At 69.1% G+C, this 24,172-nt stretch carries 24 protein-coding genes; 7 read left to right on the top strand and 17 right to left on the bottom strand.

Annotated features, from left to right (window positions below):
- Nucleotides 1-2: 2 nt before the first annotated feature.
- The 4 genes from G6N46_RS01155 to G6N46_RS01140 all read right to left on the bottom strand — a co-directional run bounded on the left by G6N46_RS01155 (nt 3) and on the right by G6N46_RS01140 (nt 3,577).
- On the bottom strand, nt 3-848 hold the full coding sequence (locus G6N46_RS01155) for a patatin-like phospholipase family protein (protein ID WP_061002357.1): 846 nt from the start codon (nt 846-848) through the stop codon (nt 3-5).
- Nucleotides 845-2,302 (bottom strand): ATP-binding protein, encoded by a 1,458-nt coding sequence (locus tag G6N46_RS01150; protein WP_234880701.1) that lies wholly within the window; start codon nt 2,300-2,302, stop codon nt 845-847. Before G6N46_RS01150 ends, G6N46_RS01155 begins: the two co-directional genes overlap by 4 nt.
- Nucleotides 2,303-2,579: 277 nt before the next feature.
- Nucleotides 2,580-3,218 carry a hypothetical protein gene (locus G6N46_RS01145; RefSeq protein WP_061002361.1) on the bottom strand — a complete coding sequence of 213 codons (639 nt, stop codon included), beginning with the start codon at nt 3,216-3,218 and terminating at the stop codon, nt 2,580-2,582.
- Nucleotides 3,219-3,250: 32 nt separating this feature from the next.
- A complete protein-coding gene (locus G6N46_RS01140; protein ID WP_029119937.1) occupies nt 3,251-3,577 on the bottom strand; it encodes a hypothetical protein in 327 nt (108 codons plus the stop codon).
- Nucleotides 3,578-3,705: 128 nt separating this feature from the next.
- Between G6N46_RS01140 and G6N46_RS01135 the strand changes: the two genes are divergently transcribed.
- Nucleotides 3,706-4,041: an RNA polymerase-binding protein RbpA gene (locus G6N46_RS01135; RefSeq protein ID WP_043400890.1), complete on the top strand. Its 336-nt coding sequence runs from the start codon at nt 3,706-3,708 to the stop codon at nt 4,039-4,041.
- A 64-nt stretch (nt 4,042-4,105) separates the two neighbouring features.
- Here G6N46_RS01135 and G6N46_RS01130 read toward each other — a convergent pair whose 3' ends face one another.
- Genes G6N46_RS01130 through G6N46_RS01095 form a run of 8 tightly spaced genes read right to left on the bottom strand, consistent with a single transcriptional unit; the run spans nt 4,106 to nt 10,623 of the window.
- Nucleotides 4,106-4,867, bottom strand: coding sequence for a polyprenol monophosphomannose synthase (locus G6N46_RS01130; RefSeq protein ID WP_061002365.1), 762 nt, complete (start codon nt 4,865-4,867; stop codon nt 4,106-4,108).
- Nucleotides 4,867-6,651 carry an apolipoprotein N-acyltransferase gene (gene lnt / locus G6N46_RS01125; RefSeq protein ID WP_234880702.1) on the bottom strand — a complete coding sequence of 595 codons (1,785 nt, stop codon included), beginning with the start codon at nt 6,649-6,651 and terminating at the stop codon, nt 4,867-4,869. The genes G6N46_RS01130 and lnt overlap by 1 nt, the downstream gene beginning before the upstream one ends.
- Nucleotides 6,644-8,260 (bottom strand): amidohydrolase, encoded by a 1,617-nt coding sequence (locus tag G6N46_RS01120; RefSeq protein WP_163692531.1) that lies wholly within the window; start codon nt 8,258-8,260, stop codon nt 6,644-6,646. The genes lnt and G6N46_RS01120 overlap by 8 nt, the downstream gene beginning before the upstream one ends.
- Nucleotides 8,261-8,281: 21 nt before the next feature.
- A complete protein-coding gene (locus G6N46_RS01115; protein ID WP_138249766.1) occupies nt 8,282-8,770 on the bottom strand; it encodes an FxsA family protein in 489 nt (162 codons plus the stop codon).
- 34 nt (nt 8,771-8,804) lie between these two features.
- Nucleotides 8,805-9,197 carry a PPOX class F420-dependent oxidoreductase gene (locus G6N46_RS01110; RefSeq protein WP_138249767.1) on the bottom strand — a complete coding sequence of 131 codons (393 nt, stop codon included), beginning with the start codon at nt 9,195-9,197 and terminating at the stop codon, nt 8,805-8,807.
- A gap of 4 nt (nt 9,198-9,201) precedes the next feature.
- On the bottom strand, nt 9,202-10,092 hold the full coding sequence (gene purU, locus G6N46_RS01105) for a formyltetrahydrofolate deformylase (RefSeq protein WP_174814006.1): 891 nt from the start codon (nt 10,090-10,092) through the stop codon (nt 9,202-9,204).
- The gene (locus tag G6N46_RS01100; protein ID WP_133427185.1) at nt 10,089-10,469 is read right to left on the bottom strand and encodes a PPOX class F420-dependent oxidoreductase; all 381 of its coding nucleotides are present in this window, start codon (nt 10,467-10,469) and stop codon (nt 10,089-10,091) included. The genes purU and G6N46_RS01100 overlap by 4 nt, the downstream gene beginning before the upstream one ends.
- Before the next feature lie 10 nt (nt 10,470-10,479).
- Nucleotides 10,480-10,623 (bottom strand): hypothetical protein, encoded by a 144-nt coding sequence (locus G6N46_RS01095; protein ID WP_163692529.1) that lies wholly within the window; start codon nt 10,621-10,623, stop codon nt 10,480-10,482.
- 75 nt (nt 10,624-10,698) lie between these two features.
- Here G6N46_RS01095 and G6N46_RS01090 point away from each other — a divergent pair, with 75 nt between their 5' ends.
- Entirely contained in the window at nt 10,699-11,076 is a 378-nt protein-coding gene (locus G6N46_RS01090; protein ID WP_061002380.1) for a DUF7715 family protein, read from the top strand.
- On the opposite strand, the gene cobN is transcribed toward G6N46_RS01090, so the two are convergent.
- Nucleotides 11,073-14,636, bottom strand: coding sequence for a cobaltochelatase subunit CobN (gene cobN, locus G6N46_RS01085; protein ID WP_138249768.1), 3,564 nt, complete (start codon nt 14,634-14,636; stop codon nt 11,073-11,075). The two genes, G6N46_RS01090 and cobN, sit on opposite strands and share 4 nt — an antisense overlap.
- A 395-nt stretch (nt 14,637-15,031) precedes the next feature.
- Here cobN and cobG point away from each other — a divergent pair, with 395 nt between their 5' ends.
- From cobG to G6N46_RS01065, 4 genes are read left to right on the top strand one after another with little or no spacing between them, the layout of a single operon-like run.
- Nucleotides 15,032-16,153, top strand: a complete 1,122-nt coding sequence (gene cobG, locus G6N46_RS01080) for a precorrin-3B synthase (RefSeq protein ID WP_163692527.1) — start codon at nt 15,032-15,034, stop codon at nt 16,151-16,153.
- Nucleotides 16,154-16,162: 9 nt separating this feature from the next.
- Nucleotides 16,163-16,789, top strand: a complete 627-nt coding sequence (locus G6N46_RS01075) for a precorrin-8X methylmutase (RefSeq protein ID WP_138249769.1) — start codon at nt 16,163-16,165, stop codon at nt 16,787-16,789.
- Between the two features lie 28 nt (nt 16,790-16,817).
- Nucleotides 16,818-18,287 carry a precorrin-2 C(20)-methyltransferase gene (locus tag G6N46_RS01070; protein WP_138249770.1) on the top strand — a complete coding sequence of 490 codons (1,470 nt, stop codon included), beginning with the start codon at nt 16,818-16,820 and terminating at the stop codon, nt 18,285-18,287.
- Between the two features lie 27 nt (nt 18,288-18,314).
- Nucleotides 18,315-20,195, top strand: a complete 1,881-nt coding sequence (locus tag G6N46_RS01065) for a DUF4139 domain-containing protein (protein ID WP_138249771.1) — start codon at nt 18,315-18,317, stop codon at nt 20,193-20,195.
- Here G6N46_RS01065 and G6N46_RS01060 read toward each other — a convergent pair.
- From G6N46_RS01060 to G6N46_RS01045, 4 genes are read right to left on the bottom strand one after another with little or no spacing between them, the layout of a single operon-like run.
- Nucleotides 20,179-20,904: a cobalt-precorrin-6A reductase gene (locus G6N46_RS01060; RefSeq protein WP_138249772.1), complete on the bottom strand. Its 726-nt coding sequence runs from the start codon at nt 20,902-20,904 to the stop codon at nt 20,179-20,181. The genes G6N46_RS01065 and G6N46_RS01060 overlap by 17 nt on opposite strands.
- On the bottom strand, nt 20,904-21,659 hold the full coding sequence (gene cobM / locus G6N46_RS01055; protein ID WP_138249773.1) for a precorrin-4 C(11)-methyltransferase: 756 nt from the start codon (nt 21,657-21,659) through the stop codon (nt 20,904-20,906). Before cobM ends, G6N46_RS01060 begins: the two co-directional genes overlap by 1 nt.
- Nucleotides 21,656-22,843: a precorrin-6y C5,15-methyltransferase (decarboxylating) subunit CbiE gene (cbiE, locus tag G6N46_RS01050; protein WP_138249774.1), complete on the bottom strand. Its 1,188-nt coding sequence runs from the start codon at nt 22,841-22,843 to the stop codon at nt 21,656-21,658. The genes cobM and cbiE overlap by 4 nt, the downstream gene beginning before the upstream one ends.
- Before the next feature lie 28 nt (nt 22,844-22,871).
- A complete protein-coding gene (locus tag G6N46_RS01045) occupies nt 22,872-23,630 on the bottom strand; it encodes a decaprenylphospho-beta-D-erythro-pentofuranosid-2-ulose 2-reductase (RefSeq protein ID WP_138249775.1) in 759 nt (252 codons plus the stop codon).
- A gap of 35 nt (nt 23,631-23,665) precedes the next feature.
- On the opposite strand from G6N46_RS01045, the gene G6N46_RS01040 reads away from it, so the two are divergent.
- Nucleotides 23,666-24,079, top strand: a complete 414-nt coding sequence (locus tag G6N46_RS01040) for a F420-dependent biliverdin reductase (RefSeq protein ID WP_061002402.1) — start codon at nt 23,666-23,668, stop codon at nt 24,077-24,079.
- Nucleotides 24,080-24,172 lie beyond the last annotated feature (93 nt).

Raw genomic sequence — 24,172 nt, 5'->3', positions numbered from 1 at the left:
CGTCAATCCCGGTGGAACTCGAGCACCTCGGACTGCCGCGTTCCCGTGCGGTCGGTCGGCAACCAGTGTCGCGTCGAGTTGAGCGACCGGTCGATGAGTTCGGCCGACCGCGAGAAGTCCACCGGCGACACCCGCACCGGGCACAACGGCGGCACCACGTGCAGCTCGACCAGCCCCTCGAACCGTTCGACGTCGGTGGCCAGCCGCCGATTGATCGCCAGCGTGAAGGCGTGCATGGCCATCGCGAGTGCGCCCGTGGGTGATTGGGGCATGGCGCACGAGTAGCCGGTGGGCAACACCCACACCTCGGTTGCGCCGAGCGCAACCGCGTGCGACAGCGGTGTGTTGTTCACCACGCCGCCGTCGACCAGATCGCGTCCGCCGATCCGGACCGGCGGCAGGACAGCCGGGATGGCCGCGCTGGCGACGATGGCGTCGACGGCGTCACCCGACGACAGCAGGACGTCCTGTCCGGACAGCACGTCGGTGGCCACCACGTGCAGCGGCGTGGGCGCGTCCTGCAGGCGCCCGAACCTCAGGTGCTGCTTCAGGATCGTGCGGATCCCGATGTCGGACACCAGGTGCGGCCGACGCCCGAGAACGCCGAGCAACCCCATGCTCGGGCTGGTGGGGAACACTTTCCGGCGCGACAGGGTCCGCCACAGGTCGGCGAGCGCCAGGGCCCCGTCGTGGTCGGACCGCCCGGCGATCCACGCGCCGTTGAGGGCCCCGACAGAGGTGCCGACGATGAGGTCCGGCTTGATTCCCGCCTCGGCCAGCCCCAGCAGCATGCCCACCTGGACGGACCCCAGGCTGCCGCCGCCGGACAGCACGAACGCCGTCGTCATGATCCTTCGCCCTCCGGCGCGGGCCGTAACGGAAGCCGGACGACGAAGGTGGTGTGCCACGGTTGTGAGACCGCGAACAAATCTCCGCCGTGCCGGTTGACGACGATCTGCCTGGCCAGATGCAGGCCCAGGCCGGTACCTTCGCCGAGCGGTCTGGTGGTGAAGAACGGGTCGAAGATGCGCCCGCGGACATCGGCGGGAATCCCGCTGCCGGTGTCACTGATCTCGATCCGGACCGCATCGTCCTCGAATCGGCTCCGCACCGTGAGCGTCCCCGAGCCGAACGGTCGCATCGCGGCGATCGCGTTCTCGATGATGCGCGTCCACACCTGATTGAGTTCGGCTGGGTAACAGAGTAATTCGGGTACCGACGGATCGAAGTCCGTGATCACTTCCACGGGCGTACCCGCGCCGATCCGTCCGGCGAACATCCGCAGGGTACTGGTCAGCAGGGCGCCGACCTCCGCGAACTGGAACGGCGCGCTGTTCAGCTGGGTGTACTGCTTGACGTCGGCGACCAGGCCCGAAATCCGGTGCGCCGCATCATTGAGCTGATGCGTCAGCAGTTCGGCCTCGGCCCGGTGCCGCAACCACGTCATGGCGCGGGGCAGCCAGTCCGGCCGGTCGTCACCCGGCAGCAACTGCTCGCGCCAGTCACAATCCAGTCCGACCTCGACGAACGTCGGCGCCATGTCCCAGGCGTCGGCTACACCTTGGCTCGACAACCATTCACAGACCTCGTCCTCGAGGTCGCTCGCCCGCATCGCCGACAGTCGCCGTCCGGACGTCGCGGCCACCTTCGCGACCACGTCGGCCTGCGCCGCGGCGAGGAAAGTCAGCGCCGCGCTGTCGAATTCGCCGTCCATGAGCGGCACCGTCAGAGCATCCAAGCGGCCGCGCAGGTCGGTCGCGGCGCGGGCGACGGCTGCCACCGGGTTGTTGAGTTCGTGTGTCAATCCGGCCGAGAGCTGTCCGAGTGCCAGCATCCGGTCCCGTTCGTCGGCGACGCGGTGCTGCTTCTCCGCGGTCTCCGCCAGCCCGTCGATGAGATGGACCGCCATCGGGAACTGGGTCTTGACGAAGGCACCGAATTCGTCGGCAGGCATGACGAAAAACCGGCTCGGCCGGGTGGCCCGCACCGAGAACCGGTTCCGGTCATGCCCGACGGGACTGAACGCCGACCGGGCACCGAAGTAGACACCGGGCTGCGACGTTCGATCGATCTCGAGTTCCCGGCCACCGGCACGCTTCGAGAGCACCAACTCGCCATCGATGAGAACCCGGAGCGGCGTCACGGGATCACCCTCGGTGATGACCGGACCCGGGCCGAAGACCTCGATGTGACCGGCGTGACACAGCTGCGCCAGCTGCTCGGGCGTCAGCGACTCGAACAGGAACAGTGCCTTCAGTTCCTCTGGTAGGCACTGCTGCAGGTCACCACTGACGTCTCCCACGTCGACACACTAAGCCCCGCCGGGCCCGAATCGCGCACCCTGCTTCATGCTCGCGAAGATCTGTCGTCGCGCGCGCCCCGCAGACGGCCTCGACGCCCAGTGCCACCCGTCACTGAATTGCTCACCTCACCGGAACTTCGGCTAGAGTGAAGACCGCCAGGCCGCAGTAACCCCGGGCCCCAAATTTCGCCGCCACGAGCGGCCTACCGCCGAGAGGCGTTCTGCGGTCTGGCTTTAACTTCTCAGCTGTTTCCCGCCGACATCGGCGGTGACAGCGTCAATCCAGCGAATCGCTGCGCCACAACCCGGCCGCGGCGTGCAGTTCGTTGGCGATGCGGGTGAACGTCACGGCACGGTCGGTGAGTTCCGCGGCGCGCTCGGGCGCCGTGTTCGTCGCATCCTCGGCCAGGCTGGTGCAGCCGGCCGCACTCACGCGGCAGTACGCCGCCGCGCGTTCCAGCGCCACGGCGAAATCGCCCTCGAAGACGCCGCGCAGAATCCGGTCGGCGAGCTCACGGATCTCCGTCGGCCCGACGGGCGTCTCCGCACCGGCGACCACCGGGTAGATCGAATGCAGCACCTCCGTGCCGCGGCCGAACATCAGACTCGCCGCATAGGGGTCGGTGCGGATCGACAGCCGCAGCAGATAGACGCGCCACAGCGCACCGGGCAGACTGCGCGGCCCGGCCCCGGCCCACAACTCGGCGATGGTCTCGATGCCGTGCTCGTCGGTGTACGCCACCAGCCGGGAGACCACGTCGGGGTCCGGATAGCTGCGCACACGTTCCAGCAGCGCCGCCGCGGTCTCGTGGGCAACGCGACTGTCCTGCACGGGATCCTCGACATCGTGGAACGCCTCGAAGCCGCGGCCCAGGAACTTGGTCGGCTTGTGTATCCGCCGACGGTCGTCAGTCATGCACCAGTTCTTTCCCGCCGCCGCGCTCGCCCCTAACGCCAACCGTCGGCGTCTTTGGCGGCCTGCAGCAGCACCTCACACAGTTCTTTCAATTCGGTGGGTCCGGCGCCTTCGGCAACAGCCGTCGCGACGTCCTCGGCCGCACACCGTACCTGATAAACGCGGTCCGAGAGCGCCGCCGCTTCCTCGGCGCTGAGTACCACCGAATCCTCGGCCAGGTTGGTCCCCTTGACCATGGCCCGCTGTTCATAGGCCCGCTGGCGGCACGACTGGCGGCAGTACTGGCGCCGACGGCCCATGCCCGCGTCGGCCACCTCCCGGCCACACCACCGGCATGGCTGGGCCTTCGAGCGCTTCATGTCCGCCTCACGGTCGTGACTGTATCCGCCGGGCGGCCGAACGCCGGTATCATGGACAATCGAGTCGGGAACTTCACGGCGCTGGACTGCGTTGATTCCCTGTCGCTATACCAAGGGAGTGATTGACGATGGCTGATCGTGTTCTGCGAGGTAGTCGCCTCGGAGCTGTGAGCTACGAGACCGACCGCAACCATGACCTGGCACCGCGGCAGGTGGCCCGCTACCGCACCGACAACGGCGAGGAATTCGAAGTTCCCTTCGCCGACGACGCGGAAATCCCCGGCACCTGGGCGTGCAAGAACGGCATGGAAGGCACCCTGCTCGAGGGTGACGTGCCCGAGCCCAAGAAGGTCAAGCCGCCGCGTACCCACTGGGACATGCTGCTCGAGCGTCGTTCCGTCGAAGAGCTCGAAGAGCTGCTCAAGGAGCGCCTGGAGCTGATCAAGACCCGCCGCCGCGGCTGATCGCCTGGTCAAACAAAAAGCCCCGCCGCGAGGCGGGGCTTTTTCGTGCTTGTGGCCGGTGTCGCTAGCGGACGACGCCGCGGGCCCGGTCCAGCCGGCCGCGGATGCCCCACTTCGCCACCTGCGACATGGCCTCGCGGATGTTGGACCCGCTCATCTTCGAGACGCCCAGTTCGCGCTCGGTGAACGTGATGGGCACCTCGACGACGGTGAAGCCCGCGTTGATGGCGCGCCACGTCAGGTCGATCTGGAAGCAGTAGCCCTTCGAATCGACGTCATCGAGGCCGATCTTCTCCAGCACGTCGTGCCGGTAGGCGCGGTAGCCGGCCGTGATGTCGTGAATCTTGACGCCCAGCAGCACGCGGGCGTAGGTGTTCGCGGTGCGCGACAGGACGAGCCGGCGACGCGGCCAGTTGCGGATGGCGCCGCCCGGGACGTACCGCGACCCGATGGCCAGGTCGGCGCCGGCGTCGACGGCGTCCAGCAGGCGGTACAGCTCCTCGGGCGCGTGGCTGCCGTCGGCGTCCATCTCGACCAGCACGCTGTAGCCGCGGCCCAGGCCCCAGGCGAACCCGGCGAGGTACGCGGCGCCCAGACCGCCCTTGCCGGCGCGGTGCATGACGTGCACGCGGTCGGGATCGGCCAGTGCCAGCTCGTCGGCCAGCTGGCCGGTGCCGTCGGGGCTGTCGTCGTCGACGACGAGCACGTGGACGTCCGGACGGGCGGCGTGCACCCGGCCGACGATCAACGGCAGGTTCTCGCGCTCGTTGTAGGTCGGAATGATGACCAGCGTGCGCTGACTCGGACGGTCCTCGCCCATGGTCATTACCCCTGTTCGTTCTCGGTGTCGGTGTCGGTGTCAGGCCCGGCTGTACTGCCGTCCTGACGCTCCGCAGCCGCCTGGCGGCGGCGCACGAGCTTCCTATTGTGCAACATGGCTGCCAGAAGAGCCGAAACGCCGACCCCGATGAGCACACTGTTGATGACCGGTCCCCACCGCGTGGCGAAGGTCAGATCGGTCTTCAACCGCACCTGGCGATCCAGATAACCGGGCTGGAAGAACTCGGTGCGCTCGAGGACCTGGCCGTTCGGCGCGACCACGGCGCTGATGCCGGTGGTACCCGCGACGACGACGTACCGGTCGTGTTCGACGGCACGCAACCGGGCGAACGCCAGCTGCTGCACGCTCATCGGTTCGTCGAACGTCGCGTTGTTCGCGGGCACCGCCAGCAGCTGCGCGCCATTGAGTACCGACTGCCGGGCGGCGCGGTCGAAGATGACCTCCCAGCAGGTCGTCACCCCGATCGGCACCCCCGCGGCGGTGACGACGCCGGTGCCGTTGCCCGGTACGAAGTAGCCGGCCCGATCGGCGTACGGCGACAACATCCGGAAGAAGCTGCGCCAGGGCAGGTACTCCCCGAACGGCTGGACGATGGCCTTGTCGTGGCGCTCCCCCGGCCCGTCCGTCCCGTTCCAGACGATCACCGAGTTGGTGGTCACCGGATGCTCCGGCGTGTACTCCGGTGCGGCCAGCACGGTGCCCACCAGGATCGGCGCGTGGATCGCGGAGGATGCGGCCGAGATCAGTTCCGCGGCGTCGGCATTGACCAGCGGGTCGATGTCCGACGAGTTCTCCGGCCAGATCACCACCGTCGGTTGCGGTGCGCGCCCGGCGCGGACGTCCTCGGCCAGCAGCTTGGTTTCATGGACGTGGTTGTCGAGCACTGCGCGCCGCTGGGCGTTGAAGTCCAAGCCGAGACGCGGCACGTTGCCCTGGACCGCGGCGACGTTGATCGCGGGGTCGTCACCCGCACCGGCACCGGCCTTGCGGACGTGCGGCCACGCCAGCACGGTGAGCAGCAGCACCACGGCGATGCAGATGCCCGGGATGAACACCTCCGGCGGAGCCGCGGCACCCGTGCGGTGATCGTGCCGCCAGTGCCTGACCGCCTCGAGCACGATGGCCGTTGCGCTGAAACCGATGAGCGCCACCGCGAACGACACCAGCGGCGCGCCGCCGAGCTGCGCGAGCGGCAGCAGTGGGCTGTCGGTCTGGCTGAAGGCGACGACGCCCCACGGGAAGCCGCCGAACGGCACCGTCGACTTGAGCCATTCGGCAAATACCCACAGCGCGGCGAACCACAGCGGCCAAGCCGGCAGGCGCCGCACCAGCACCGCGGTCACGCCGAACACCCCGGTGAAGAACGCCTCCAACGCCGCCAGCATCAGCCATGGCACGGGGCCGACGAAGTTGCTGATCCACGGCAGCAGCAGCGCGTAGAACACCATCCCGGCCAGCATGCTGTAGCCGAAACCGCCTGCGGGCGTGGTGCGTTCGTCGATCAGTACCCAAGCCAGCAGCGCCAGCGCGACGAACGACAGGTACCAGAGGTCGAACGGCGGGAAGCTCGCGCACAGCAGCAGACCGGCGACGACGGCGGCGGCCAGCCGGATCAACCGGGGCTCGAAGAACCGGCGCAGGCCGGCGACGATGCGCGCACCGCGGCCGGGCCCCAGTGGCTCTTCGGGTGCGTCGGGAGTTTCCGGCTGCGGCTCGGCCGGGGCCGCTTCCGGTACTTCTTCCTGTACCTCTTCGGTGCCCTCAGCCATGGATCAGCTCACCGCGGTGCACGGTCTGCAGGCAGGTCGGCAGCTCGTCATCGGGCCCCAGGGGCGGCAGCGCCGGTACCCGCGACCGCGGATCGGTCGACCAGCGCTGCACGGCGTCGGCCGGTGCGGTGACGTCCAATGCCTCGGCACCGCCTGGAACCTGCCACACGGCGTACGACGCGACGGCACCGGGCACCAGCGTCCCCGTCATGCCGTCACGGACACCGCCGGCCCGCCAGGCGCCGCGGCTGGCCGCCAGGAATGCCGACCGCGCCGAGATGGCACTGCCGGCCGTGCGGTGACTGATGGCCGCGCGCACCGATTCCCATGGATTGATGCTGGTGACAGGACTGTCCGAACCGAAGGCGAGGGGCACGCCTTGCGATGCTAACAGCGCAAACGGGTTCAAACCCCGCGCTCGATCGACACCGAGACGCTGCGCGTACATGCCGTCGGCACCGCCCCAGAGCGCGTCGAAATTCGGCTGCATGCTGGCGACCACGCCCCACGCGCCGAGCTTGCGCGCCTGCTCCGCGTCGACCATCTCGAGGTGCTCCAGCCGGTGCCCACAGCGCGCCACCGCGGGTGCCCCGAACACGGCCACGGTCCGGTCCAGGGCTTCGACGACGGTCGCGACGGCGGCGTCGCCGATGACGTGGAAGCCCGCGGTGATGCCGGCCTCGGTGCAGGCCAGCAGGTGTGCGGTGACGGCGTCGGTGTCCAGGTAGGTGTTGCCACAGCAGTCGGGCGCATCGGTGTAGGGCTGCTGCAGCCAGGCGGTGCGGGAGCCCAGCGCACCGTCGATGAAGAGGTCGCCGGCCAGGCCCTGGGCGCCGGTCCGGGCCATCAGGTCGCGGGCCGCGGCCGCGTCGTCGACGGCCTCGCCCCAGTAGCCGACGATGTCGACGCCGTGTTCGGTGGCGCGCAGGTCGGCCCAGTCGTCGAGGCCGCCGATCTCGGGGCCGGCGCACTCGTGCACCGCGACGATGCCGTTGCGGGCGGCCAGGTCGAGCGCGGCGCGCTGGGCGTCGCGGCGCTGCGCCGCGCTGAGCAGATTGCGGGCCGCGGCGCGCACGCGGTGGTGGGCGTCGGCGGTCAGCGGTCCCTGTGCGGAGAAGCCCGCGGCGTCGGCGAGCCCCGGCACCAGCTGCCGCAGGCCGGTCGTGGCGACGGCCGAGTGCACGTCGACCCGGGCCAGGTACGCAGGCCGGCCGCCGAGGACACCGTCGAGGTCGGCGGTGGTCGGAACGACGCGCTCTGGCCAGCCGGATTCGTCCCAGCCGTGGCCCCAGATGATGCCGTCCGGATGCTGTGCGGCGTGTTCGGCCAGCAAGGTCAGCAGGTGCGGCAGCGATGTCGCGGTACGCAGGTCGAGCCCGACCACGGTGAGCCCGGTGGCGGTCAGATGCACATGGCTGTCGACGAACGCCGGCGCCACGAACGCGCCCTCGAGGTCGACGACGGTGGCGTCGGGGTGCAGCGCCCGGCCGACGTCATCGGAACCGAGCCAGGCCACCACGCCGTCGCGGATCGCGATCGCGGTGGCGTCGGGCGCCGCAGGGCTGTGAATACGACCGCCCAGCAGCAGCGTCGTCGCAAAGGTGGTCACGAAGGTGACAGGTTAGTCCGTTCAGCCGGCGTGCCGGTGCACGGCGACCGGTGAACTGTCGATGACCTCGATCACTTCGCCGTCGATGTACTCGCCGCGGCCGCGGTAGCGCTCGTCGTGATTGATGTAGATCACCTGGGTCGGGAAGTCCATCGGGGTGAGCCGACGGCCGAACAGGGCGTTGGCCGCCGGGCGCACCGCGCGCCGGGTGAACGGCACCAGCATGAGCGCGCCGAGTACGGAGCTGGCCAGCCCCGGCACCACGACCAGGACCGTGCCGAGCGCCACCAACAGGCTGTCGGTGGCCAGTGTCGGGTCGGCGGATCGAGCGCTCAGCGCGTCGGACAACCTGCTGAAATGCCGGGTGATCTGCGTGCCCGCGATGGCCAGGCCGACGGCAAAAGTGGCCAGCAGCGCCAGCAACGTCCAAGCCACACCGATGGTCGAGGCCAGGGCTGCCAGCACCGCGACCTCGACCAGGGCATAAACCAGAAATAGTCGCATCGCCATGCACTGGACAACGCGGAAACGCCGGAATTGGTTCCTAGCCGCCGGGAAGCGGCTCGACCTCGATGGCGGCGTGCACCTTGTCGACACCGCCGCGGATGATGGCCTGCGGAATCCACCACCAGGCGTGCCACCAGTAGCGCCTGGTCACCATGTCGAAAACGCGCTTGGTCTCGGACTTCGGCAGATTGCGGGCGATGGCCTCGACCGGTTCACCCTTGACCTTTCCGAGCGCGCCGCATTTCTGGATGGTGACCCGCGGCGTGTTCTTGATCCGCTTGGTCTTCCACGAGCCGTCGTCGGTGCTGATCAGCAGCTTGCCCTCGTGCGGCACGCCCCACACCGGCGTCGGCTTGGGCCGGCCGTCCTTCGTGAAGGTGGTCAGCAACAGGTACTTCTCGCGGTACACGTCTTCGAATGTCGGAGCCATGGCTCTAGAAGACCACGGTTTCGTTGCCGTGGCGCAGAATGCGGTCCTGACAGTGCCACAGCACGGCCCGCGACAGCACGGCGCGTTCCACATCGGCGCCGAGGCGGACGAGTTCCTCGACGCTGTGGGTGTGGTCGACGCGGACCACGTCCTGCTCGATGATCGGGCCCTCGTCAAGGTCCTCGGTCACGTAGTGCGCAGTGGCACCGACCAGTTTCACGCCGCGCTCCTTGGCCCGCCGGTACGGCGTGGCGCCGACGAACGCCGGCAGGAACGAATGGTGGATGTTGATCAGCGGACACCCGATGGCCCCGAGGAACTCGGGCGTGATGATCTGCATGTAGCGGGCCAGCACGACCAGATCGACGTTGCCCTTGAGCAGCTCGAGCTGGCGCTGTTCGGCCTGCTCCCGGATGTCGCGGCTGGCCGGGATGTGCACGAACGGCACCCCGAACGCCCGGACCTGCTCGGCGAGGTCAGCGTGGTTGGAGATCACCATCACCACGGTCATGTCGAGTTCGCCGCGACGGTTGCGCCACAGCAGGTCGAGGAGGCAGTGGTCGGCGGTCGACGCCATGATCGCCACCCGCTTCGGCTTGGACGCGTCGGCGAACCGGTAGTCCATGTCGAATTCGTCTGCCACGGCCTGGAATTCGCGCTCCAGGTCGGGCTGCGCCGCGGCCAGCCCCGGCAGATGGAAGACGGTGCGCTGCAGGAAGACACCGTCTTCCGGAGCCGTCGAGTGCTGGTCCAGCGAGATGATGTTGGCGCCGGAGCGGGTCAGGAACGTCGACACCGCGGCGATGACACCACGACGATCCGGGCAGTTCAGCAGTAGCCGCCCGATGTCCTTGTGGCGCGGCAGCTTTGGCGCGCCGGCAGGGAATTGACTCACGCCGCCCGCAGCTCCAGCGCGACGTTGTTCTCCATACCGCCGCGCAGCTTGGAGAAGAAGTTGAAGGCCTTGCCGAGCAATCCGTAGCGCTTGCCGATGCCGTCGTAGACCGTGCCCAGCTGCGACTTGTCCAGGATCGCCGCCGTCGCCTCGACGGCCTCGCTCTTCGGGTTGCCGCGCATGTCGCACTTGGCGACCGTCACGCGCGGGGTGTTCCGGATCCGCTTGACCTTCCAAGCCTTGGCCTCGGAGATGACCAGCAGCCGGTCACCGTCCGGGACCGCCCAGACGGCGGTCGGCTTGGGCCGGCCGTCCTTGGTGAACGTGGTCAGCAGGACGTAGTTCGCGGTGGCGACATCGGCGAAGGTGAGAGCCATGGCGATGAGGTTAGTCGGCCGCTGTCAGGCCAGCGCTCCGAACTGGTTCGCCGGCCGCGAAACCGTACCGCGTCACCGCGTCGTAGACGTCGCCGAACGCAACTGGACGGCGGTAGTTCGGCGGTTCTGCCGCCACCCAGTTGCGTTCGGTCACCGCGGCAGTGTCAACCGGCCCTCTTGTCAGTGGCCAGTCGTAGCGTCCCGGACAAACCGATCAGGAGGACAGACGATGAAAATCCTTGTGGCGACGGCGCTTACTCAGGGTGCTCGCGGAAACGACTACAACTACTGCGTCCCGGGGGAACTCGTGTGGGTTCAGGATGCATGCGACCGCGACCGTCTCGATCCCGAAGGCGGATGCGGATGCGGCCGGGGTTTTGCCGGTCTGGCATCGCATCGCGCCACCACCACTGCTCAGGTCATTGATGCGGAGATGACCCGGCAAGAGCTGGTGCTCGCAATGCGGACCAGCCTCACAGACGGCGGATGGCCACCCGAGTGGGCTGAAGAGATCGCCGACGAGAACCTCGCCATGGCTGCAGCATTCGAGACCGGGACAGTGATCGAACGTCGACTCGAGGAGTTCTGGCCACGAAACGCCGCCTAGCCCTCCAACTCCCCTTCGGTCTCCAGCAGCACCTGCTTGAGTCCGTCGAGCGTGGCGGATTCCGGTTCGGCCCACATACCGCGGCCGGCGGCCTCCAGCAGCCGCTCGGCCATGCCGTGCAGCGCCCACGGATTGGACTCGCTCATGAACTTGCGGTTCTCCGGGTCCAGGACGTAGCTCTGCGTCAGCTGCTCGTACATCCAGTCGGCCATCACGCCCGCGGTGGCGTCGTACCCGAACAGGTAGTCGACGGTGGCCGCCATCTCGAAGGCGCCCTTGTAGCCGTGCCGGCGCATGGCGGTCATCCAGCGCGGGTTGACGACGCGCGCCCGGAACACCCGCGTGGTCTCTTCGGAAAGCGTGCGGGTGCGGACGGCGTCGGGCCGGGTGTTGTCGCCGATGTACGCGGCGGGGTCCTTGCCGGTCAGTGCCCGGACCGTCGCGACCATGCCGCCGTGGTACTGGAAGTAGTCGTCGGAGTCGGCGATGTCGTGCTCGCGGGTGTCGGTGTTCTTGGCCGCCACCGAGATTCGCCGGTACGCCCGGTTCATGTCGTCGGTCGCCGGGGCGCCGTCGAGGCCGCGGCCGTACGCGAAGCCACCCCACGCGGTGTACACCTCGGCCAGGTCGGCGTCGTCACGCCAGTTGCGGCTGTCGATGAGCTGCAGCAGACCGGCGCCGTAGGTTCCCGGCTTGGAACCGAAAATCCTTGTGGTGGCACGCCGCTGGTCGCCGTGGTCAGCGATGTCGACCTGCGAATGGGCGCGGACGTAGTTGTCCTCGGCCGATTCGTCGAGTCCGGCCACCAGCTGGACGGCGTCGTCGAGCATGGTCACCACATGCGGGAAGGCGTCGCGGAAGAAACCGGAGATGCGGACGGTGACGTCGACGCGCGGGCGGCCCAGCTCGGCCAGCGCGATGGGCTCCAGCCCGACCACGCGGCGCGACGCGTCATCCCAGATGGGCCGAACACCGAGCAGCGCAAGCACTTCGGCGATGTCGTCGCCCGCGGTGCGCATGGCCGACGTGCCCCAGACCGAGAGCCCCACCGACTCGGGCCAGCGGCCGTAGTCGGTGCGGTAGCGCTCCAGCAGCGAATCCGCCATCGCCGCACCGGTTTCCCACGCCAGCTTCGACGGGACGGCCTTGGGGTCGACGGAATAGAAGTTGCGCCCGGTGGGCAGCACGTTCACGAGACCACGCAACGGTGAGCCCGACGGTCCGGCCGCGATGAAGCCGCCGCCGAGGGCGTGCAGAATCTGGTCGATCTCGCGGCTGGTCGCGCGCAGCCGCGGCACGACCTCGGTGGCGGCGAACCGCAGCACCTTGGCGACCTCCGCGTTGTCGGTGATGCTGTCGACGGTGGCAGCGTCCCAGCCGGACTTCTGCAGTGCCGCAACCAGATCCCGGGCCTGGCCCTCGGCCGCGTCGACGGCCTCACGTTCGGCAGATCCGTCTTCGGCCAGCCCCAGGGCCTCGCGCAGGCCCGGCACCGACTGCTCGCCACCGAACAGCTGCCGCGCCCGCAGGATGGCCAGCACCAGGTCCAGTTCGGCCTCGCCGTCCGGCGCCTGGCCCAGGATGTGCAGCCCGTCGCGGATCTGGACGTCCTTGATCTCGCACAGCCAGCCGTCGACGTGCAGCAGCATGTCGTCGAAGACGTCCTCGTCGGGCCGGTCCTCCAGCCCCAGATCGTGGTCCATCTTGGCGGCGCGCATCAGCGTCCAGATCTGCTGCCGGATCGCCGGGAGCTTGCCGGGGTCCAGCGCCGAGATGGTCGAGTGCTCGTCGAGCAGTTGTTCCAGCCGGGCGATGTCGCCGTAGGTCTCGGCGCGGGCCATCGGCGGGATCAGGTGGTCGACCAGGACGGCGTGCGCGCGGCGCTTGGCCTGCGTGCCCTCGCCGGGGTCGTTGACGAGGAACGGGTACACCAGCGGCAGGTCGCCGAGCGCGGCGTCGGTGCCGCAGGCCGCGGACATGCCGAGCGTCTTACCGGGCAGCCATTCGAGGTTGCCGTGCTTGCCCAGGTGGATCATCACGTCGGCGCCGAAGTGCTTGTTGATCCAGTGGTAGGCCGCCAGATAGTGATGGCTCGGCGGCAGGTCGGGGTCGTGGTAGATCGCGACGGGGTTCTCGCCGAAGCCGCGGGGCGGCTGGACGATGAGCACGATGTTGTCGGAAACCATTGCCGCGATGACGATTTCGCCGTCGGGGTCCTGCGAGCGGTCGACGAAAAGTTCACCGGGCGCCTCGCCCCAATGTTCGGTGACCGCGTCGGTGAGTTCGGCGGGCAGGGTCGCGAACCACGCCCGGTAGTCCTTGGCCGACACGCGGACGGGGTTGGCCTCGAGCGCCTCGGTGCTGAGCCAGTCGGGGTCCTGGCCGCCCTTTTCGATCATGGCGTGGATCAGCGCGTCGCCATCTTCGGCGTCGACGCCGGGGATGTCGCCGATGCGGTAGCCGGCGTCGCGCATGGCGCGCAGCAGCGCGACGGCGCTGGCCGGGGTGTCGAGGCCGACGGCGTTGCCGATGCGGGCGTGCTTGGTCGGGTACGCCGAGAACACCAGCGCGACGCGCTTTTCCGCCGGCGAGATGTGCTTCAGTCGAGCGTGGCGGACGGCCAGCCGCGCGACGCGCTCGCAGCGCTCGGGGTCGGCAACGTACGAGATCAGGCCCTCGCTGTCGATCTCCTTGAACGAGAACGGGACGGTGATGATGCGGCCGTCGAACTCCGGCACCGCCACCTGCGACGCGACATCCAGCGGCGTCAGACCGTCGTCGTTGTCGTCCCATTGGGCACGCGAGCTGGCGAGGCACAGGCCCTGCAGGATCGGGATGTCGAGGGCAGCCAGGTGCGCGACGTTCCAGTTGTCGTCGTCGCCGCCGGCGCTGGCCAGGGCCGGCGTCGCACCGCCGGCCGCCAGCACCGTGGTGATGAGGGCGTCGGCGGTCCCCAGCAGTTCGATGAGCTCGGGTTCGGCGGTGCGGAGCGAGGCGCAGAAGATCGGCAGCGGACGCCCGCCGGCCGCCTCGATGGCCCGGCACAGCGCGTCGATGTAGGCGGTGTTGCCGGCCAGCTGCTGGGCGCGGTAGTAGAGCACCGCGACGGTGGGACCATCAGCGTCCGACGAGCGCTCGAGCAGCCCCCAGCTCGGGGTCGATTCGGGTTCACCGAAGCCGAAGCCGGTCATCAGGACGGTGTCGGAGAGGAAGGCGTGCAGATGACGCAGGTTGGTCACGCCGCCCTGCGCCAGGTAGATGTGCGCTTGCAGCGCGACGCCGGCGGGGACGGTCGAGTGACTCATCAGGTCGGCATCGGGTGTCTGCTCCCCCGACAGCACCACGGTCGGAACACCGGTCGCGACGACGGCGTCGATATCGTCCTGCCAGGTGCGATAACCGCCCAACACTCGAACCACGGCCAGGTCCACACCGGCCAGGAGGTCCGCCAGTTCGCCGTCGATCAACCGCGACGGATTGGCCCACCGGTACTCGGCGCCGCTGGCGCGGGCGGTGATCAGATCGGTGTCGGACGTCGAGAGCAGCAGTACGGTCGGCACCGACTATTCGTACCGCACGGGCAGGGTCGCGCGGTCCCGGCCCTTCACTGAGGCGCAAAAAGCAACGGCGGGCGGGTTGCTGTGCAACCCGCCCGCCGGCGGTCTTTTCTACGTCGCTGACATCAGCGCTGGTTGGTCTCCCAGCGCTGGTACCACGTCTTGCCCTGGTAGGGCAGGCCCGCAGCGACGATGAGGGCGAAGACGCCACCAACGTACAGAGCGAAATCGGACATTGCGTCCCTCCTTATGTCATCCGAATGCGGTGTAGCAAGCGGAAGTTCGCGTTCCACGGTACGGGTCGACAGGTCGAAAACAAGGGACTTGTAAGGCACGGAACAGGCCGGAAACGGCAGTGACCTACTTCACTTCCGGTGGCACAACGTAACGTGGACAAGGTGATTCGCAGCCGTGACGACGACGCCTGCCCCGGCGCCCTTCAGGTGCACCAGGCGGCCGACGGGGACCTGGCCCGCATCCGCCTGGCCGGCGGCATGATCACCGCTGCGCAACTTGAGGCGCTGGCCCACGCCGCACCCGAATTCGGTTCGCCGGCAATGGAACTGACCTCGCGCGGCAACATCCAGGTGCGTGGGATCCACGATGCCGCGGGCCTGGCCGCGGCGGTCCGGGCCGCGGGTCTGCTGCCCTCGGCAACCCATGAGCGCGTCCGCAACATCGTGGCATCCCCGCTGTCGGGCCGCAGCGGCGGACTGGGCGACGTCCGGGCCGCCGTGCGAGACCTCGACACCGGCCTGCAAAACCGTCCTGACCTGGCCGAATTACCTGGCAGGTTCTGGTTCGGGGTCGACGACGGCCGCGGTGACATCTCGGGTCTCGCGCCCGACGTGAGCACCCACCTGGTGTCTTCCGACACCGCCGCCGTGCTGATCGCAGGCCGCGATACCGGGGTCCACATACCCGCTGCGCAGGCCGCCGACACGCTGCTGAACCTGGCCGGCGCCTTTCAGGCCATTCGCGGGAACCGCTGGCGGACAAGCGAACTGGACAGCACCGGTGAGCTCTTGGCCGGCGCCGGGCTGAATCCCACCGAACCCGCCGGCGCGACCTGGTCACCAATCGACGTTCCACCGGTCGGCTGGATACCCCAGGACGACGGCCGGATCACCTTGGGCGCCGCTGTCCCGCTGGGTGTGCTGCAGGCCCGTACCGCCGAGTTTGTGGCGGCGATCACCGCTCCCGTGGTGGTCACACCATGGCGCTCGTTACTGATCTGTGACCTCGAAGAGGGCATCGCCGACACCTCGCTGCGGGTGCTGGCCCCCATGGGCCTCATCTTCGACGAGCACTCGCCCTGGCTGTCGATCAGTTCGTGCACCGGCAGCCCGGGGTGCGCCAAGTCACTGTCCGACGTGCGCAGTGACGCCGCCGCAGCCGCGGAGTCGGGCGAGCCCGGCGGCCGCCGGCATTTCGTCGGCTGTGAGCGCGCATGCGGCAGTCCGGCCGTCGGCGAGGTGCTGGTGGCGACCAACTCGGGGTACGAACCGCGCCACCCGTAGGGTTATCGCGTGCTCGACTACGTCCGCGACGCTGCGGAGATCTACCGGCAGTCGTTCGCCACGATCCGCGCCGAGGCGGATCTGGCGCGATTTCCCGACGACGTCTCACGCGTCGTCGTCCGTCTGATCCACACCTGCGGCCAGGTCGATGTCACCGAGCACGTCGCGTTCACCGACGACGTGGTGACCCGCACGCACGCCGCGCTGGCCGCCGGAGCCCCGATCTTGTGCGACTCGTCGATGGTGGCGGCGGGCATCACGCGCTCACGGCTGCCCGCGGACAACGAAGTGGTGTCGCTGGTCGCCGACCCGGGTGCACCCGCGATGGCGGCCAAGCTGGGCAGCACGCGGTCGGCGGCCGCGGTCGATCTGTGGGCGGACCGGCTCGGCGGTGCCGTGCTGGCCGTCGGCAACGCGCCGACCGCACTGTTCCGGCTGCTGGAGCTACTGGACGAGGGCGCGCCGGTGCCTGCCGCGGTATTGGGCGGCCCCGTGGGCTTCGTCGGCTCGGCGCAGTCGAAGGACGAACTGATCGCGCGACCGCGCGGCATGGACTATCTGGTGGTGACGGGGCGGCGTGGCGGTAGCGCCATGGCTGCCGCCGCGGTGAACGCGATTGCGAGTGAACGCGAGTGAGGTTCGCCGAACGAGCAGAAGGTGGACGATGACAACGGGAACTCTCTTCGGTGTCGGCCTGGGTCCGGGTGACCCGGAACTGGTGACCGTCAAGGCCGCGCGCGTGATCGGTGAGGCCGACGTGGTGGCGTACCACAGTGCGCGCCACGGCCACAGCATCGCGCGCCGCATCGCCGAACCGTATCTGCGCGCCGGCCAGATCGAGGAGCACCTCGTCTACCCCGTCACGACCGAGACCACGTCGCATCCCGGCGGCTACGACGGCGCGATCGAGGACTTCTACACCGAGGCCGCCGAACGCATCGCGAGCCACCTGGCCGCGGGCCGCAACGTCGCGCTGCTGGCCGAGGGCGACCCGCTGTTCTACAGCTCGTACATGCACATGCACACCCGGCTCACCGAGCGGTTCCACGCCGTCATCGTGCCGGGCGTGACGTCCGTGAGCGCCGCGTCGGCGGCGATCTCGACGCCGTTGGTGCAGGGCGAACAGGTACTCACCATCCTGCCCGGCACGCTGCCGGCCGGCGAGCTGCAGCGCCGTCTGGCCGACACCGACGCCGCCGTCGTGATGAAGCTGGGCCGCTCGTACCCGGCTGTGCGGCAGGCACTCTCGTCGGCCGGACGGCTGGACGAGGCGTTCTACGTGGAGCGCGCGAGCACCGAGGCGCAGCGGGTGCTGCCGGCCGCCGACGTCGACGAGACGACGGTGCCGTACTTCTCGATCGCGATCCTGCCGGGCGGCCGGCAGGATCAGGCCACAGCCGGCAGCGTGGTCGTGGTCGGGCTGGGGCCGGGCGATCCGGAGTGGACGACGACCCAGACCCGTCGGGAACTTGCCGCCGCCACCGACCTGATCGGCTACGGGCCGTACTTGGACCGGGTGCCCGAGCGTCCCGGTCAGCAGCGGCATCCGAGCGACAACACCGACGAACGCGCCCGCGCCGAGCTGGCCTGCAAGCTGGCCCAGGAGGGCCGGACCGTCGCCGTGGTGTCCTCGGGTGACCCCGGCGTGTTCGCGATGGCGACCGCGGTACTCGAGGAGGCGCGGCAGTGGCCGGGTGTCGACGTCCGGGTGATCCCGGCGATGACCGCCGCACAGGCCGTGGCCAGCCGGGTCGGTGCGCCCCTCGGCCACGACTATGCGGTGATCTCGCTGTCCGACCGGCTCAAGCCGTGGGACATCATCGCCCAGCGCGTCACCGCCGCCGCCCGCGCCGACTTCGTGCTCGCGATCTACAACCCGGCATCGAAGACCCGCACCTGGCAGGTGGCCGCGATGCAGGACCTATTGCTGGAGTACCGGGACCCGAACACCCCCGTGATCATCGGTCGCGACGTGGCAGGGCCGAACGAAACGGTGCGCGTGGTGCGCCTGGCCGACCTCAAGCCCACCGAGATCGACATGCGCTGCCTGCTGATCATCGGATCGTCGCAGACGGTGTGGCACTCCACCCCCGAGGGCGACCGGGTGTTCACCCCGCGGTATTACCCACACTGATTCGCTTGGGCCACTAGGGTTTCCGGAATGAGCGAAAGCCCTCGAGTCACGCGCCTGGTCATGTACAAGCACGGCATGGCGCTGGTCGAACGCAGTGGCCCGGTCGACGGCGATTTCGCCCTGACGTTCCGCCACGCCCAGATGAAGGACGTGCTGAAGTCGCTTTCGGTGACCAGCGTCGGCGGCGGCGAGCTGGCCGTCGGGGCGGTCTCGTTCGACACCCCGACCGATCCGCATACCCAACTGGGTGGCCGCGGGGTGCAGATCGAGTCGGGCAACGCGCTGCGCGGACTGTTCGACGGGTTGCGGGGCCGGACGGTCGAAGTCGACTGCGGCGACACCCGGCATCGGGGCGAGGTCATCGGTGTCGACGAATCCGCGAAGTATCGGCAGGTGCTGGTCCTGCGCACCGACGCCGGGGCGGTCAGCCTGATAGAGCTCGCCGACGTCGGCGCCGTGACGCTGACGGAAGGGCCGTCGCGCGAGAACCTCGAGTACCTACTGGACCGGTCCCGCGCGCTGACCGCGGGCCAGCATTGCCAACTGGGCGTACAGGTGCAGGGCAGCGGGACCGTCCAAGTGTCGTATGTGGTGCCGGCCCCGTTGTGGCGGCTGTCGTACCGCCTGGTCCGCGACGGTGACACGCTCGTCTTGACGGCGATGGGCATCGTGCACAACCCGGTCGACGAAGACCTCACCGACATCGCGCTGACCCTGACCACCGGTGAACCGGTCTCCTTCGACATCGACCTGTACGAGAGCAAGCACGCGCGCCGGGAGGTCGTCGAGGAAAGCCGCCGCGGCGCGGCTCCCGTGGTAGCCCTGGCGAAGACGCGATCTCCGGCTGCGGCCCCGGTGGCGATGGCGATGCCCGCGCCTGCCGGAGCGGGGTACTTCGACGCGTATGCCGATGCCGTCGACGATGTCGAAACCGCCGACCGCGGTGAGTATTTCGAGTACCGACTGAGTACCCCGGTGTCGCTCAAGCGCGGCGGCGCGTCGATGATTCCGCTGGCGGTACAGGCCGTCGACGAGGTCCGGCGCGAGTTGGTCTGGAACGGCCATGACCGCTCCCCCGTGATCGTCCTCGTCTTCACCAATACCGCGGGCATCGTGCTCGAGGAAGGTCCCGCCGTGATTTACGAGCAGGACGCCTATGCCGGTGAAGCGATGGTGCCCTTCACGGCCCGCGATGCAAAGGTGCGCCTGCCGTTCGCGAAAGACCTTGCGGTGCGCTGCCGGCAAACCTCGACCGTCAGCGACGTCACCGCCCGCGTGCGCCTTGCCCGTGCCGCGCTGGTGCACGAGCAGCGCCGCGAGAGGCTGCACACCTTGCGAGTCGAGAATGACCATGCCGAACCGGTCGACGTGATCTTCGAAGTCCCCCGTGTGCAGGGGCACCGCGTCGAACCGCGGGACAACGTCACCGCGATCGCCGACGACGGGACCAACCACCGGATCACCGTCACCGCGGCCGGCCACGGGGCGGTCGAAGCCACGGTGCTGGAAAGCTGGCCGCTGTCGAGCGAGATCGACTACGAGCACCTCGCGCCGGGTCAGCTCGAGGAGTGGCTCGCCGACCGGTCCCTCGACGAGGCCACCATCACCGCGCTCGGCGATGTCCTGGACAAGTGGGCGGTCGCCGAGCGGCTGGAATCGGGCGCCGAGCAGGTCGAGGCCGCGCGTTCGGGTGACTACGAGGCGCAGAGCCGAATCTCGGAGCAGCTCAACGTTCTCGGCACCGACGGGCCCGAAGGCGAGCTGCGGCGTCGGCTCATCGTGGACCTCGAGGCGCTGCGGGACCGCAGCACTGAGCAGGGCCAGAAGGTGCGTCAGCTCCGCGACGACGCGGAAGCGCACCGGCAGGCGGCCTGGGACGAACTCCAGCGGCTCATCGGCGCGCCCTGACCCACGCTTCCGCCTCGTCGACGGTGGCGGCTGTCGCCACGCCGTCGGGCAGCGCCGGCCGGTCCACCATGATCACCGGAACGCCGAGCGCTTGTGCCGCATCGATTTTCGCGCGCGTCATGCCGCCGCCGCTGTTCTTGGTGACCAAGGCATCGATGCGATGGTCACGCAGCAGCGCCAGCTCGTTGTCGTAGTCGTACGGGCCACGGGACAGCAGGATGTGATGATGCCGCGGCAGCGTCTCGGCGTCCGGCGGCGTGACGGCGCGGATCAGAAACCAGGCGTCGGAGCCGCGGAAGGCCGTCGTGCCCGAGCGCCCCGTGGTGAGGAAGACCCGTTGGGAGCCGCGGTCTTTGACGGTTTGTGCGGCCTGCCGGTCATCGGCGACCACGATGGCGTCACCGTACGGCCACGCCGGCCGGGCCAGCACCAGGTGCGGCAGGCGCAGGCCGGCGCAGGCCTGGGCGGCATTGGCGGTGATGTTGGCGGCGAACGGGTGCGTGGCGTCGACGACGGCGGTGATGCCGTTGTCCTGCAGGTACGTTCGCAGGCCGGCCACGCCACCGAAGCCGCCGATGCGTACCGGGCCGACCGGCAGCGCCGGGTCGGGGACGCGGCCGGCCAGAGAACTGATGAGCTCGATGCCGGGGTGCAGCCGCTTGGCCAGTGCCCGTGCCTCGGACGTGCCGCCCAGGAGCAGTAGCTTCATCAGTGGGTGGCCCCGCGGCGGCGGCCGCTGGAATACAGGTAGCTCTCGGCAAACCCTTGAGCGCCCAAGGCATCTCCGACAAAGATGACCGCGGTCTTGGTGATGCCCGCTGCCTTGGTCCGCTCGGCCAGTTCGGCCAGGGGGCACGTGATGACCTGCTCGGTCGGCCAGCTCACGAAAGCTACCACCGCACAAGGGGTTTCCGGACGGTACCCGCCTTCGAGCAGCTGCGGGACGATGTTGTCGATCTGGGCGGCCGCCAGGTGCAGCACCAGGGTGGCGCCGGGCTTGGAGAGGGCCACCAGGTCCTCGCCGTCGGGCATCGCGGTCGACAGCGTCGCCACCCGGGACAAGGTGACGGTCTGGGCCACGCCGGGCACCGTCAGCTCGCGCCCGAGTGTCGCGGCCGCGGCGGCGAATGCCGGTACACCAGGGACGATTTCGTAGGCGATACCGAGCTCGTCCAGCCGGCGGCACTGTTCTGCCACCGCACTGTAGATCGAGGGATCGCCCGAGTGCAGGCGCGCCACGTCGAGTCCAGCCTCGTGCGCGGCGACCAACTCACCGATGATCTGTTCCAGGTTGAGCGGGCCGGTGTCGACGACCCGCGCGTCCGGCGGGCAGTCCGCCAGCAGATCGTCGGGCATGATCGAGCCGGCGTACAGGCAGACCTGGCACGACCGCAGCAGCCGCTGCCCGCGCACCGTGATGAGATCGGCGGCGCCGGGACCCGCGCCGATGAAGTACACCGTCATTCTTTGACCACCGTCCACTGGGTTATCGGCAATGCCGGGCGCCAACCGGTGAAGCCACCGATCGGTTCGCCGTGATAGTGCTGGAACCGACGCAGATCGCCACCCAGCTTCGAATAAAGCTGCACCACAAAGGCTTCCGACTCTGCCGTCACCGCATTGGCGACCAGCCGGCCACCGGGTTCGAGGGCGTCGTAGCAGGCGTCGAACAGCCCGGGCCGGGTCAGGCCGCCACCGATGAAGATGGTGTCCGGGCCGGCCACGTCGGCGAAACTCTCCGGCGCCGCGCCACGGACATCGACGCGGACGCCGAACGTGGTGACGTTGGTGGTGATTCGCTGACGGCGCACGTCGTCGCTCTCGAAGGCGACCGCCCGGCCGCCCGAGGCTCGGCACCATTCGATGGCCACACTGCCCGAACCCGAGCCGACGTCCCAGAGGATTTGATCTGGGCGCGGCTGCAGCGTGGCCATGGTCACCGCGCGGATGTGCTGTTTGGTGATCTGCCCGTCGTGGTCGAAGGCGTTGTCTGCCAACACCGCCCCGATGCGGAGATCGGGTGCGTACCGCACGGCGATGACATTGAGTGCGTCGACACGCGGGCCCCTGATGTCCCACTCCTGCGCTGTCATCGTGGTGACGCGTTCGGCCGGCCCGCCGAGTTGTTCCAGGACGGTGAATGCCGAATAGCCGCGTCGGGTTTCGGTGAGCAGTCGGGCCAACGCCCGCGGGGTGTCGGCTCCCTTCGACAGCACGATGGCTTGTCCGCCCAGTCGCATCGCGGTGTGGGGTGCGGCATTGACGAGGCTGATCACCTCGGTGTCCTGGACGCTCCAGCCCAGGCGCGCGCACGCCAGGGTCACCGAGGACACGTGCGGCAGCACCGTGACGCGATCCCGACCGAACAGCCGGATCAGGGTGGCGCCGATGCCGTGCAGCATCGGGTCGCCGGATGCCACCGCGTGGACATCCCCCAACCCGTCGAACAACGTGGGCAGGGCCGCCAGCATCGGCGACGGCCAGGCCCTCCGCTCGGCGGTGACGTCCGCGTCCAGCAGGTCCAGCTGCCGCGGACCGCCGAAAATCACTGTGGCGCCGAGTAGTTCGTCACGAGCAGCCTGGCCGAGCCCGGCCATGCCGTCGGCGCCGATACCGACGACCGTGATCTTCCCTTCGCTCTCGCTCATCCGCGTCCTCGGCTCTTCACGCAAGCGCTCATCGCGGCATCTTCCGCCAGATCGCCTTCGGCACGAAACGAGTCGTGAAGATCAGCGGGCGGATACCCCACGGCACCCAGACGGCGGACTTGCCCTTTCGCAGTGCTGCCCCGGCCGCCTCGGCGACCTGCGCCGGCGTGCTCGACATCGGCGCCGGGTCCATGCCCTCGGTCATCCGCCCGATCACGAAGCCGGGTCGCACGATGAGCAATTGGATGCCGGTGCCGTGCAGCGCGTCGGCCAGCCCGCAGGCAAAGCCGTCCAGCCCTGCCTTGGCCGACCCGTACACGTAGTTGGCGCGGCGGACCCGCGCCCCGGCGATCGACGAGAACACCACCAGCCGACCTCGGCCGGCGGCGCGCATGTGCTGTGCGAGCAGCGTCAGCAAGTTCACCTGGGCCACGTAGTCGGTGTGTACGACGGCCACCGCGTGCGCCGCGTCGTCCTCGGCGCGCGCCTGGTCCCCGAGGACACCGAAGGCCAGGACCGCGGTGCCGATGGGCCCGTGTTCGGCTTCGATCGCGTTGACCAGCGCGGCGTGCGACGTCAGGTCGTCGGCGTCGAACTCGCAGGTCCGCACGTCGGCGGCGCCTGCCGCGCGGACAGCCTGCGCCTCGCCGGTCAGCTGGTCGGCCCGGCGCGCGGCGAGCACCACCGTGTTGCCCGGCGCGAGCCGGACGGCCAGTTCCAGGCCGATTTCGCTGCGGCCGCCGAAGATGACGACCACCTCGCTACTGGTCTCCGCCGTGTCGTTCACGGCTGCGATTATCACCTGCGCTACTTTTGATCACGATGGCGAAGGCAACGACACGGCTCACCAGTGACGCGCTGGCATTCCTCACCGAGCGTCATCTGGCCATGCTGACCACCCTGCGGTCGGACAACTCCCCGCACGTCGTGGCTGTCGGATTCACCTTCGACCCGAAGACCCACATCGCGCGTGTCATCACCACCGGCGGTTCCCAGAAGGCCCTCAACGCGGCCCAGCGTGGCGTCGCCGTGCTGAGCCAGGTCGACGGCGCCCGCTGGCTGTCCCTGGAAGGCAAGTCGACCGTCAGCAACGACGCCGACGACGTCCGCGACGCCGAGCTGCGCTACGCCCAGCGCTACCGCACCCCGCGGGTGAATCCCCGTCGCGTCGTGATCGAGGTCCGGGTCGAGCGTGTCCTCGGCTCAAGTGAGCTGCTGGACCGCGGCGAGGCTTAGTCAACTTTTCAGGTTCTTCTCCGGCGACCTGCTGATCGTGGTGACGGTTCGACTCCCACCATCTGACACTCAATCGCTCTGCGGATAACGGCT

This window comes from Mycolicibacterium phocaicum (genome assembly GCF_010731115.1).
In the GTDB taxonomy this organism is placed as follows: Bacteria; Actinomycetota; Actinomycetes; order Mycobacteriales; family Mycobacteriaceae; genus Mycobacterium; species Mycobacterium phocaicum.
The sequence above is the reverse complement of the archived record's forward strand: the minus strand, read 5'-3'. Positions and strand labels throughout refer to the sequence as shown.